General features: G+C 62.5%; 11 protein-coding genes and 1 tRNA gene. 3 read left to right on the top strand and 9 right to left on the bottom strand.

The window, feature by feature from the left end; genetic code table 11:
• Positions 1–4: 4 nt before the first annotated feature.
• The 9 genes from IB243_RS04870 to IB243_RS04910 all read right to left on the bottom strand — a co-directional run bounded on the left by IB243_RS04870 (position 5) and on the right by IB243_RS04910 (position 9,038).
• Positions 5–691, bottom strand: coding sequence for a hypothetical protein (locus tag IB243_RS04870; protein ID WP_370540313.1), 687 nt, complete (start codon positions 689–691; stop codon positions 5–7).
• Positions 681–2,150: a sensor histidine kinase gene (locus IB243_RS04875; protein WP_370540314.1), complete on the bottom strand. Its 1,470-nt coding sequence runs from the start codon at positions 2,148–2,150 to the stop codon at positions 681–683. The genes IB243_RS04870 and IB243_RS04875 overlap by 11 nt, the downstream gene beginning before the upstream one ends.
• 16 nt (positions 2,151–2,166) lie before the next feature.
• Positions 2,167–3,510, bottom strand: a complete 1,344-nt coding sequence (gene miaB / locus IB243_RS04880) for a tRNA (N6-isopentenyl adenosine(37)-C2)-methylthiotransferase MiaB (protein ID WP_192425482.1) — start codon at positions 3,508–3,510, stop codon at positions 2,167–2,169.
• 96 nt (positions 3,511–3,606) lie between these two features.
• Positions 3,607–4,011: a hypothetical protein gene (locus tag IB243_RS04885; RefSeq protein ID WP_225584756.1), complete on the bottom strand. Its 405-nt coding sequence runs from the start codon at positions 4,009–4,011 to the stop codon at positions 3,607–3,609.
• Between the two features lie 222 nt (positions 4,012–4,233).
• Positions 4,234–4,310: transfer RNA gene (locus IB243_RS04890), tRNA-Met, on the bottom strand.
• 25 nt (positions 4,311–4,335) lie between these two features.
• Complete coding sequence (locus tag IB243_RS04895) at positions 4,336–5,115, bottom strand: enoyl-CoA hydratase (RefSeq protein ID WP_192425486.1); 780 nt, start codon at positions 5,113–5,115, stop codon at positions 4,336–4,338.
• Positions 5,116–5,229: 114 nt separating this feature from the next.
• Complete coding sequence (locus tag IB243_RS04900) at positions 5,230–7,041, bottom strand: M61 family metallopeptidase (RefSeq protein WP_192425488.1); 1,812 nt, start codon at positions 7,039–7,041, stop codon at positions 5,230–5,232.
• A gap of 81 nt (positions 7,042–7,122) precedes the next feature.
• On the bottom strand, positions 7,123–7,851 hold the full coding sequence (locus IB243_RS04905; RefSeq protein WP_010459574.1) for a DsbC family protein: 729 nt from the start codon (positions 7,849–7,851) through the stop codon (positions 7,123–7,125).
• Between the two features lie 53 nt (positions 7,852–7,904).
• Positions 7,905–9,038, bottom strand: a complete 1,134-nt coding sequence (locus IB243_RS04910) for an FAD-dependent monooxygenase (protein ID WP_010459572.1) — start codon at positions 9,036–9,038, stop codon at positions 7,905–7,907.
• 89 nt (positions 9,039–9,127) lie between these two features.
• On the opposite strand from IB243_RS04910, the gene IB243_RS04915 reads away from it, so the two are divergent.
• From IB243_RS04915 to rarD, 3 genes are all read left to right on the top strand, one after another.
• Positions 9,128–9,997 carry an MOSC N-terminal beta barrel domain-containing protein gene (locus IB243_RS04915; RefSeq protein WP_192425490.1) on the top strand — a complete coding sequence of 290 codons (870 nt, stop codon included), beginning with the start codon at positions 9,128–9,130 and terminating at the stop codon, positions 9,995–9,997.
• Between the two features lie 83 nt (positions 9,998–10,080).
• Positions 10,081–11,175 (top strand): redox-regulated ATPase YchF, encoded by a 1,095-nt coding sequence (ychF, locus tag IB243_RS04920; RefSeq protein ID WP_010459569.1) that lies wholly within the window; start codon positions 10,081–10,083, stop codon positions 11,173–11,175.
• Between the two features lie 125 nt (positions 11,176–11,300).
• Entirely contained in the window at positions 11,301–12,179 is an 879-nt protein-coding gene (gene rarD / locus IB243_RS04925) for an EamA family transporter RarD (RefSeq protein WP_192425492.1), read from the top strand.
• Positions 12,180–12,346: the final 167 nt, after the last annotated feature.

Consider the following 12,346-nt stretch of genomic DNA (forward strand, 5'->3'; position numbering starts at 1 on the left):
AAGGTCAGGGCGCTGGGCGTTGGGGGCTGCTGCCCGGAAGAGAGGCCGGTGCCGCGGGAAGCGGGGCAGGGCGTGTGGTCAGGCTGCGTTCGATAGCGCGCACCGCCTCCAGCCGCTCATTGAGTTGATCATTGCGGCGCTGCGCCTCGCGCAGTTGTTGGGTTTGCCGCTCCAATTGGTCTTCCAGCCGGCGTTGCTGCAGAAGCCGCGATTCCATCAGTCGCGCCAAGGGGTGCAGGACTTGCGCCGCAGCCGCGGTGTTGCCCATCACGCGCTGCACCAGGCCCAGGGCGCGGGCCGTATCGACGGGTTGGCGCGTTTGCGCCAGCGCTGTGGCCAGAAGAAGCGAGGTCTCCACCGATGCATCTTCCACCTCGCCCAGGCGGGCAATCTCTTTGGCCAGTTCTGCGGGTGCCATGCGCAGGGTACGGTCCGTTTGCGCCAGCACCTGCAACACCGGGGTCGCATCCTGGGGGGTCTCGGTGGCGGAGATCTGGCGGGCGTTGGGAGATTCCGCAGCCACGGGGGGTGGGGGCGCAATGGCCGTGGGCTGTGCAGGCGCGGCCACTGCCTGGGGGGCGGTTGCATTGCAGCCTGCCATCGTGAGTGCCGCCACCAGCAACAAGACCCGCGCCGGAAGGTTCAGAGGGCGTGGGTGGAGCGGGTGGGCGGAAAGAATGCTAGGCAGCATGCGGTAGTTCCATGCGAAAAAAGGAGTGGACGCCATCTTCCACCAGCCGCACGCTGCCGCCGTGGGCGACGACGTACTCCTGGACGATTGATAGCCCGATTCCGGTGCCTCGCACGGCGTCGTCAGGCTGGCGTATGCCCCGGTAAAAGGGCTCAAACACGCGGTCGCGGTCGGTTTTGGCCACGCCGGGTCCCTGGTCTGAGATATCCACGCGCACGCAGTCCGCATCGCGAGAGAGAGACAGCCGCACCGTTCCACCTTTGGGGGAGAAACGAATGGCATTGGACAGCAGGTTGCTGACCGCCGAGGCGATTTTGTCGGCATCGATTTGCAAAGAGACGGCGGGGCCCTCCACGAGTAACCTCAGGCCCCGGGCCTGCCACTGCAGGCGCTGGGCCTCCACTTGGGCTTCCAGCAGCGCGAGCAGGTCGGTATCGCGCCGCTGCAGCTGGCGCGCCTCAAAGGCCGCTGCATTGAAGCGCAGCAAGGCTTCGATCTCCCCCTGCAAGACCAGCGTATTGTGGTGAAGGATCTGTGTCACTTCGCGCTGACCGGCATTGAGTTCACCGGTCACTCCGTCCTGCAAAAGTGCCACACCCTCGCGCAGCGCGGCCAAGGGTGTCTTCAGTTCGTGCGAGACATGGCGCAGGAAGCGGGCCTTGTCGGAATCCAGTTCCAGCAGTCTGAGCCGCAGCCACTCCAGCTGTTGCCCCACGCGGCGCACGTCGTCGGGGCCGGAGATCACGACGGGCGCTTCGAGCTGGTTTTCGCCCAACCGCCGGATCGTGCCTTCCAGTCGCTTGAAAGGACGGGCGAGCCAGATGCCCAGTGCCAAGGCCAGTACCAGCGCCAGGACGATCACTCCCACCACCTGGTGCGTCACGTTGCTGCGGCTCGCCTCCACCTGGTCCTGCAGTGCACGGTTGCGTTGGGCATTGATGTCCTGGACGGATTGCACGATGTCAGTGTGCAGTGCCTCCAGTGCGACAAATTTTTCCGCGACCAGTTGCTCGTTCTCCAGCGCCCGCTCCGGCGGGGCATCCAGCAGCGCCTTGACGGCGTCGAGATGCGCGCGCCATTGGCTGGTCTGGTCTTCGGGAAGGCCGCCCTGGTGCAACTGGTCGAGAATGGCCTGCGCTTCCACGGACATTTCGTTGAAGCTGCGGCGCAGCGGCGCATCCCGCAGCACCAGGGACTGGCGGGCCGCGCGTTCCAGCGCTTGCCCGCGCTGGTTCAGCGCCTGGGCAGCTGTGCTGAGGGCGATGGCCTCGGCGGCACCATGGCGGCTTTGAACCATGAGCTGTTCCAGCGTATAGAGCGCGCGCAATGAGCTCACCCCCAGCAATCCTGCTATCAGCAGAAACGCCAGCAGCAGTAGCTGTTGGAACGAGAGGCCGCGCAGCGGGCCGTCGGCCTTGTGCAGATCTGCGTGCGCCAGGTTGTCTGCAGGTTTTGCCACGGGTGTCGGGTGTGCGTCAGGCAGCGAGCGCCGCCTCGCTGATGCACACTTCTCCGCGCAGCGTGTAGGCCTTTGCTTCGGTGATCGTCACATCCACCATCTGGCCCACCAGGCGGGGCTGGCCCACAAAATTGACCACGCGGTTGCATTCGGTGCGCCCCATCAGTTCGGTGGCGTCGCGTTTGGAGGCGCCTTCCACCAGGATGCGCTGCACCGATCCCACGCGGCTTTCGCTGATGGACTTGATGTTGGCGTTGATCACGCCCTGCAGGTGCTGCAGGCGGCGCAGCTTCACATCGTGTGGCGTGTCGTCGTGCAGGCCGGCGGCAGGCGTACCGGGGCGCGGGCTGAAGATGAAGCTGAAGCTGTTGTCGAAGTGGATGTCGTCGATCAGCTTCATCATCTTGTTGAAGTCGTCTTCCGTCTCGCCCGGGAAGCCGACGATGAAGTCGCTGCTCATGGCCAGGTCGGGGCGGATGGCGCGAAGCTTGCGCACGGTGCTCTTGTACTCCATGGTGGTGTAGCCGCGCTTCATGGCCATCAGGATGCGGTCGCTGCCGTGTTGCACGGGCAGGTGCAGGTGGCTGGCAAGTTTTGGCAGTTTGGCGTACGCCTCGATCAGCCGGGGCGTGAATTCGTTGGGGTGGCTGGTGGTGTACCGGATGCGTTCGATGCCTGGGATGTCAGACACGTATTCGAGCAGCAGCGCGAAGTCGGCGATCTCTGCCGTGCCGCCCATCTTTCCCAGGTAGGCGTTCACGTTCTGGCCCAGCAGCGTGATCTCCTTGACGCCCTGGTCGGCCAGGCCCGCCACCTCCACGAGTACATCGTCGAACGGGCGACTCACCTCTTCACCGCGCGTATAGGGCACCACACAGTAGCTGCAGTATTTGCTGCAGCCTTCCATGATGGAGACAAAGGCGCTCGCACCTTCGACCCGCGCCGGTGGCAGGTGGTCGAACTTCTCGATCTCGGGGAAGCTGATGTCCACCTGGGGCTTGTCCAGGCGATCGCGCTGGTTCAGCAGCTCAGGCAGGCGGTGCAGGGTCTGGGGGCCGAACACCACGTCCACATAGGGCGCGCGCTTGATGATCTCGGCGCCTTCCTGGCTGGCCACGCAGCCGCCCACGCCGATCTTCACACCGCGTGCTTTCAGGTGCTTGATGCGGCCCAGGTCGCTGAACACCTTCTCTTGCGCCTTCTCGCGCACCGAGCAGGTGTTGAACAGAATGAGGTCGGCTTCGTCCACATTCTGCGTGGGCTCATAGCCCTGGGCGGCGTTGAGCACGTCGGCCATCTTGTCCGAGTCGTACTCGTTCATTTGGCAGCCGAAGGTTTTGATAAAGACTTTTTTGGCCATGGCGGGCTCGCTATCGGAAAAAGGGCAGGGCGGAGCGCCACTGCGCACCGCAAGCGTTGAATCGACTGCGCCGTGGCGTAGGGCGCAGTCGCTGTGTTATTTCTTGATGGGGTCGGATTCGGCGCGGTAGTTGCGCTCGACCGTGTCACTGCCCTTGCGGGGTTGTTCGGCCTCACCCTGGGTCAGGATCCACGCGGTGATCAGCATGCCTGTGCTGGTTTCGATGACGTAGTTCACTTTGTAGCTCTGGCCTAGCACAGTGTGGGCCATGACCAGCGTGTTCTGTGGGCTCAGCAGCCGCATACCGGGCGCCATGCGGATGGTTCGGCCATTGAGCGTGGCCTCCGACACCGTGTTGAGGGTCAAGGTGCCGCGCAGAGCCGCGTCGGGGAAGTTGCGCATGCCTCCGAGCCCCGGCTGGACCTGGGCAGCAGCAGGCAGCGCGGCATACAGCAAAACACTGGCAAGCCCAGCGACTAGGTGCCGACTGAGATTCCGCATGGGAGAGGCGTGGGAGGTTGTGCAGCGATTCATGGTTTACATCCAGGGGCTGAAAGAAGAATTTTAGGGCGTGCCTGCCGTTTGAGGGGGCTCTTGAACCCGCAGGCCATCCGAGGCCGGTGACGCACGCCTGCGCGGGCATGCAGTGATGCCCGGCACATGCGCCAGCAGCACGGCACCAATGAAAAACCCACAGTGGGTTGCCGCACTGTGGGTTTGATTTGGTGGTCGTAGGTGGACTTGAACCACCGACATCAGCATTATGAATGCTGCGCTCTAACCAACTGAGCTATACGACCGAAGCCCCAAATTATAGAACAAAAATTATTGGTGTGTGAAGTTCGCGGCGCGTTTGTTCATGAAAGCGTCCATACCTTCCTTTTGGTCCTGGGTGGAGAACAGGGCGTGGAAGAGCCGGCGCTCGAACATCACGCCGTCCGACAGGCTGCCTTCAAAGGCACGGTTGACCGATTCCTTGGCTGCCATCACGGCGATTTGTGAGAAGCCTGCAATGATGATGGCGGCACCCAGCGCTTCATCCATGAGCTTGTCATTGGGCACCACACGGCTGACCAGACCGGCGCGCTCGGCTTCCACCGCGTCCATCATGCGTCCTGTCAAGGCCATGTCCATCGCCTTGGATTTGCCCACTGCGCGCGGCAGGCGCTGCGTCCCGCCCGCGCCGGGGATCACGCCCAGCTTGATTTCTGGCTGGCCAAACTTGGCGTTTTCAGCGGCGATGATGAAATCGCACATCATGGCCAGCTCGCAGCCTCCCCCCAGGGCAAAGCCGCTGACAGCGGCAATGACGGGCTTGCGGATGGCTCGGATGGCTTCCCAGTTGCGGGTGATGTAGTCCCCCTTGTAGGTGTCGGCAAAGCTGTATTTCGCCATGGCACCAATGTCAGCACCCGCCGCAAACGCCTTTTCGCTGCCAGTGACGAGAATGCAGCCTATTTTTTCGTCCGCATCGAAAGCTTTCAGCGCCGTGCCCAGTTCGTTCATGAGTTGGTCATTCAGCGCATTGAGCTGCTTGGGCCGGTTGAGCGTGATGATGCCGACCTTGTCCGCTTCGATGCGGACCTCGATGGTTTCGTAGGACATGAAATCTCCAGGGTTTATAGGTGGTTATGACTGCACGGACGAATATACCCAAGCAGGCCCGAACCGCGCGCTGGTAGGTAAAACACCGTATCGCGCCAGACGCATGTCCCCTGTTCAGTTCAGCCAGCGCCCTACGGCGGCGGCGTTGGCAATCGACAGGCTGACCGTGTCCGGCACCGTCGTGGTCGGCGTGGTGCTGCGGGAGCCCTTCTTTGACAGAGCGGTCGGGCTGCGGGCTGGGAGATCGAGCTGCAGGCGCAGCAGACGCCCGTCCCGTGCTACCAGAGCGGTCAGCGATGTCTCGGTGCCAGCGTAGAGCGCTACGTCTTCCAGTTTGCTAATGCGCCAACCCTGACCGTTCACGTCGATGCCCAGCCACTCGTCACCTGGCGCCATGCCTGCCTTTTCGGCAGGGCCGCCTCGTAGCACGGTCTTGATATGGATGCTGTGGTTTTCCCCCACCCGCAGTCCCAGCCGCTGCGCCCATTGGGGTGTCTCAGCCTTGAGTGACACACCGTTGGCTTCCAGAAGCTCTACCAGAGGGAGTTCCGTGGTGCTGTGCACCCACTGCGCCAGCTCCGTACCGAAAGATCGGCCAGACAGTTCTTTCAACACAGCAAGCACATCTTCCTGGGTCATCGGGCCACCCTGGCACTGCGTCCACAGCGTGCGCATGACCTCGTCCAGGTTCGTCTTTCCCTCACGGCGGAGGGCGAGGTCCAGGCACAGGGCCACCAGTGAGCCCTTGGTGTAGTAACTGACCGTCGCGTTGGGGGTGTTTTCGTCCTGGCGGTAGTACTTGACCCAAGCGTCAAAGCTGGACTGCGCCACGGTCTGTACGGTCCGACCCGGGGTCTGCAGTACCTGGTTGATGGTCTTGGTGACGAGCTTCAGATAGACCGCATCATCGATCAATCCGGCACGGCGCAGCAGCAGGTCGTCGTAGTAGCTGGTGAAGCCCTCGAAGAACCACAGCAGTTCTGTGTAATTTTCCCGCGCGTAGTCGTATTCAGCAAACTCAGCGGGGCGCAGCCGCTTGACGTTCCAGGAGTGGAAGTACTCATGGCTGATCAGTCCCAACAGGGTGGTGTATCCATCGCCAGTTCGGGTCTCATCCATCCGTGGCAGGTCGCGCCGGCCGCAGATGAGTGCGGTGGAGTTGCGGTGCTCCAACCCCCCGTAGCCGTCGCCCACGGCGTTGAGCATGAACAGGTAGCTCTTGAAAGGAGCCTTGCCCTCGCCATGCCAGAAGCGGATCGCGGTCTCACAGATCTTCTGGGTGTCTCCCAGCAGGCGTTTGCCGTCAAAAGAGGGAGCCGCTCCGGCCACCACAAAGCGGTGCGGAACACCGCAGGCTGTGAAACGGCCGGTCCAGAACAGGCCCATCTCTACCGGGCAATCGACCAGCTCGTCGTAGTTTGTCGCCACATAGAGGCCAAAACCCTTCTTGTCTATCTTGAGGGGAGAGAGTCCGGTGGCCGCCGACCAGGCGGCTGTGGCAGATGTGCTGGCAATATCGAGCGTGTGGCGTTGCTTCTCCTGCCCGTGCACGCGCAGGCACAGACTGGTGCCATTGAAAAAACCGCGCGATGCGTCAAGCCAGGCTGTGCGCACCGAGGTGTCGTAGGCGCAGACGACATATGTCAGGACCAGTGGCTTGTGCGCGCTGCAGTCTGCTTGCCACCGGTGCTTGTCCAGTTGCGTGAGCTTCACCTCCTGCTTGCCCTGGCGGGCTTTCAGTTCTTGCAGGTTTTTGGAGAACTCCCGCACCAGATAGCTCCCTGGAATCCAGCTTGGCAGCGAGACCTCTTGCAGCGCCTTCGGATGGGTGATCGTCAGTGCTATGCGAAATAGATGAGCGTGCAGGTCCCACGGCTCAATACGGTAGTGGATGGCGGCGGGTTCCGGCTTGGGGGGTGGGGGCATGGGCAGCTGCTGGTGTTCGGACTTCGCGGAGGGGTGGCGCAATCCATGAGGGCAAGGGGCTGCGCGAATGCGAAACGCGTGTCAGTTGGCTGAGGGCGTTTCGCTGCTGGCTTCGGCCAAGCGTTTTTCCACCTCTTTGGCACCGATGGCTCCTGGCACGCGGGCACCGTTGGCAAAAATCAGTGTAGGTGTCCCAGTGATCTTGTGCTTGCGGCCAAACGCCAGGTTGCGCTGCAGAGCGCTGGTATCGCAGCTTGCTGCGGGCGCGGGTTTGTCCCGCACCATGAGATCCTGCCAGGCCGTCACCTGGTCCTTGGCGCACCAGATATTGCGCGACTTTTCGGCGGAGTCTGGGCTGAGGATGGGGTATAGGAACAGATATACCGTGACGTTATCCACGTTCTGAAGGTCGCGCTCAAAACGTTTGCAGTAGCCGCAATTGGGGTCTTCAAACACCGCCACCTTGCGTTTCCCGTCTCCCCGCACGATGGTGAAGGCGTCTTTGATTGGCAAGGCAGAAAACTCGACGGCCGTGAGCTTGGCAATGCGGTCTTCCGTCAGATTCCTGCGCACCTTCGTATCGATCAATTCGCCCTGGATCACGTAGTTGCCCTTGGCGTCGGTGTAGAACAGGTCCGTCCCGATGCGTACCTCGTAGAGGCCCTTCATGGGCGTGGAGCGCACTTCGTCGATCTTGTCCATTTGGGGAATGCGTTCGGCGAGTGCCTTGCGGATGTCCGCTTCCTGCGCGGTGGCAGCGAGACTTGAGGCCAGCGCAGCGGCTGCGAGCAAGGTGGGAATCAGTTTCATGGTGTTCTCGTTCAAGCGATCTGGCGGTCTGCCGATGGCGGCTACCGGTTTGGTCAATAGTTTCCCATGGCCTGGCGGGCCACGAAGTTCTTCAAGGGGCCGCTCAGTTCAAAGCCCTTCATTCCCCAATTGCGCAGCGCTTGCAGTGGCCCCTCCTGACGAGAGAAAAGCTGCTGCAGGCCGTCTGTCGCCAATCCCATTGGCAACAGGGCTGCCTTGCGCTTGCGCTCATAACTCCGCAGCAGCCGCAGATCAGCCACGCTGCGCCAATAGTCGCGCCCGTGCAGAATGTCTGCGAGGGTCTGGGCATCCGCCAAGCCCAGGTTCAGCCCCTGGCCTGCGAGCGGATGCACGTTGTGCGCTGCGTCACCAGCCAACACCCAGCTTCGCGGGCTCTTGTCATTGGTGGGCACGGTGCCACACCAACGGTCTGCCGTTGCAAGCTGCAAGGGCCAGGTTGCGCGGTCCGCACTTAGCGCCAGCGTACCCAAGGTTTCCTGGCTGACCACCTGGAGCTTCTGTGCGAATTCTTCGGGGGACAATGTCATCAGCGGCGCTACCTGCTCCTGCAAGACGGACCATACAACCGCCACGGAGTTCCCCAGCGGACCCCCCAAAGGCAAAAAAGCCAGGATGCCGTCGGGCAAGAACCATTGTCGCGCCACCTGTTCATGGCCCCGTTCGCATTGCAATCGGGTGGCGATGGCGTGCTGCCCATACGGGGTCACCCGAAAATCCACACCAAACTCTTCGCGCGTACGGCTGGCACGGCCCTCGCAAACCACTGTCAGTGCCGCCGGCACTGGAGAATCGACCATTTCCACCTGGGGCTGGTAGCGCACGGCTTCGGCGAGGCGCGCCTCCAGGGCGGGCACGTCCACGATCCAGGCCAGGGCCTCAACCCCCTGGGCGGCTGCATCAAAATGCACGGCGCCATCCTGGTCGCCCTTTACCCGCATAGACCTGACCGCCGTAGCGTGCTCCGCATCGGGCCAGCTGCGAAGCGATTCGAGCAGGTGGCGCGAGACCGTGTTCAGCGCGTAGGCCCGCACATCGGCAGCTGCGGAGACTCCGGTGCCGGGGGCGGGTAACAAGGCCACTTTCAGCCGTTCGCGGGCCAGCAGCAGCGCCAGAGTCTTGCCCACAATGCCGGTGCCGCGAATACAGATATCAAAGGTTTGGGCCATGGCGGCATTGTAGGAGGGGGCTTGTGCCACCGGGTACGGTGCAAAATCGGGCTCCCATTCCCCTGGTCTTTTTTGAGGAGCACTTCCGCGTGAGTTTCTACCCTGATTCCGACCTGTCCGGCACCATCGCGCGCCTCTTCGTTTATCCCGTCAAGTCGTGCGCGGGCATCGAGGTACAGGAGGCGCAGCTCACTGAAACGGGGCTGGACCTGGACCGTGCATGGATGGTGGTGGATGCTGAGGGCATGTTCCTGACCCAGCGCGTGCTGCCGCGCATGGCCTTGATCCGGCCGCAGCTCAAGAGCGACGAGATGGTGCTGCGCGCCCCCGGTATGCTGGCCTTGCATGTGGCCATCGATGCCGTTGAGGGGCCCGCCACGGTGACCGTATGGCGAGACACGGTGCCCGCCTGGGACATGGGCGCCGTGGCGGCACAGTGGTTCACTGATTTCCTGGGTCAGCCCTGTCGTCTTGTCCGTTTTGACCCCGAATACCGGCGCTTGTCCAGCATGGAGTGGACGGACGGTGTCGAGGCTCCGAATCAGTTCGCCGATGGCTTCCCTATGCTGGTGGCCAGCGAAGCGTCCATGGACGAGCTGAATGTACGCCTTCAGGCTGCAGGCCATGCCGCCGTGGGCATCGAGCGGTTTCGTCCGAATGTGGTGCTGGCCGGGGTGGATGCACACGACGAAGACCGGGTGGACCTGGTGCGGGTGGACGCTGCCGAGGGTGAAATCCACCTGCAGCCCGTGAAGCCTTGCTCGCGTTGCCCTATTCCCGACATTGACCCCACTACGGCCCAAAGTACCCCTGTGGTGGGTGACATGCTGCGGACCTACCGGCAGGACAAGCGTCTCGATGGCGCCATCACGTTCGGAATGAACGCCATCGTGGGCCGGGGGGCGGGCCAAGTGCTGCGAGTGGGGCAGCGGGTGGCGGCCAATCTGCGCTTTGATTGAGGGTGTGAACAGGCCGTGGAAATGCGATTGCTGGCGGGCCCGTAAAATCGGCGGTTTGTCTCCGAATTCCAGAAAGCCCTGCCATGAGCCTCCAATGCGGCATCGTGGGCCTGCCCAACGTCGGCAAGTCCACCCTTTTCAACGCGCTGACCAAGGCCGGCATCGCCGCCGAAAACTACCCCTTCTGCACCATTGAGCCCAATGTGGGCGTGGTGGAAGTGCCAGACCCCCGTCTGCAGCAACTCGCCGAGATCATTTCGCCCGAACGCATTGTTCCGGCCATTGTCGAGTTCGTGGACATCGCCGGCCTGGTGGCAGGTGCCAGCCAGGGCGAAGGCCTGGGCAACCAGTTCTTGGCCCATATCCGTGAAACCGATGCCATCGTGAACGTGGTGCGTTGTTTTGAAGACGACAACGTGATCCACGTGGCCGGCCGTGTGGACCCGATCTCTGACATCGAAGTCATCCAGACGGAACTGTGCCTGGCCGACATGGGCACTGTGGAAAAGGCGCTCAACCGCTACACCAAGGCTGCCAAGTCGGGCAACGACAAGGACGCAGCCAAGCTGGTGGCGCTGCTCACGCGCATCCAGGCCGCACTCAACGAAGGCAAGCCTGCGCGCTCGGTCGAGATCACCAAAGAAGAGCAGCCCCTGCTCAAGTCCCTGTGCCTGATCACGGCCAAGCCTGCCATGTTTGTGGGCAACGTGAGCGAAGACGGCTTTGAGAACAACCCATTCCTTGACCGCCTCAAGGAATACGCCGCCAGCCAGAACGCCCCTGTGGTGGCCATCTGCGCCAAGATGGAAGCCGAGATGGCGGAAATGAGCGACGAAGACCGCGACATGTTTCTCGCCGAAATGGGCCAGACCGAGCCCGGCCTGGCCCGCCTGATCCGCGGCGCCTTCAAGCTCCTCGGTCTGCAGACCTACTTCACGGCAGGCGTGAAGGAAGTGCGTGCCTGGACCATCCACATCGGCGATACGGCGCCCCAGGCGGCCGGGGTGATCCATGGCGACTTCGAGCGTGGCTTCATCCGCGCACAGACCATCGCCTTTGAGGACTTCATCGCGCTCAAGGGTGAGCAGGGTGCCAAGGATGCAGGCAAGATGCGTGCTGAAGGCAAGGAATACGTGGTCAAGGACGGCGACGTGCTGAACTTCCTGTTCAACGTCTAACGCTGAAAGCTGCATCGGGCCACAGGCCCGATGGCCCCGCATCCCTGCAAGGCCCCTGGCGTGCAGGGTTTTTTTACGACCATTGATGAGGTGGTGGCCATCGCCAGCACGCATTGCCGTTTTCTATGAACACTGGAATCCTCTACGCCGCCATGGCCTACACCGCCTGGGGCCTCTTTCCCCTGTATTTCAAACAGGTGGCAGATGTGCCCTCGCTGGAGGTGGTGATGCACCGCACGCTGTGGTCGCTGGTGTTTGTTTTTGGCGTGTTGATGGTGCGCAGGCAATGGTCCTGGATGGGGACTGTGCTGCGCCGGCCCAAAGTGCTGGCGGCATTTGCCTTGTCAGCGATGCTGCTGTCGGGTAACTGGCTTACCTATGTGTGGGCGGTGCAGAACGAGCATGTGGTGGACGCCAGCCTGGGCTATTTCATTCTTCCGTTGGTGAATGTTGCGCTGGGCTTTGTCTTCCTGCACGAGCGGCCTCGCCCAGGCCAGTGGCTTGCAGTGGCAGTGGCCGCTGCCGGGGTTCTGTGGTTAGCCGTGCAGGCTGGGCGCTTGCCCTGGATTGCACTGGTGCTGGCCCTGAGTTTTGGCTTCTATGGCTTGTTGCGCAAGGTCGCCGTGCTGGGTGCTCTGGAAGGTCTGGCGCTCGAAACCCTGGTGCTTGCGCCGGTGGCCGCCATCTTGCTGGGCTGGTGGGTGTGGCAGGGAGAAGGTGCGCTGGTGCAGGGCCCTCCCACCACCATTGGGTGGCTGTTTCTCGCAGGCCCCATGACAGCGGTTCCATTGCTGCTGTTTGCGGCGGGCGCCCGCCTTATTCCGATGTCCACCTTGGGCATTCTGCAGTACATCTCGCCCAGCCTGCAGTTCGCGCTGGGCGTGTGGCTTTTCCATGAACCGTTCCAGCCTACGCGCTTGGTAGGTTTTGTCTTGATCTGGGCTGCGCTACTGGTCTACACCCTGGAGGGCTGGTGGACGCGTCGCCAGGTTATCGCGGCCTGACGGCGTCGGTCTCCAGGCGCGCGAGTGAAGATTGGGAAGCTTGCCCCACGGTGAAAATCACCTCTGTGCGGGCTTGTTTGCACAGCCTGAGCTACTGGAAAACACGGAGCGCGACCGTGTCAGTTCTGCGTAAGATGCGCGGGCCTGCCTGCCGGGTGTCGGTTCCT

The organism is Acidovorax sp. ACV01, assembly GCF_014851495.1.
Taxonomy (GTDB): Bacteria; Pseudomonadota; Gammaproteobacteria; order Burkholderiales; family Burkholderiaceae_C; genus Acidovorax; species Acidovorax radicis.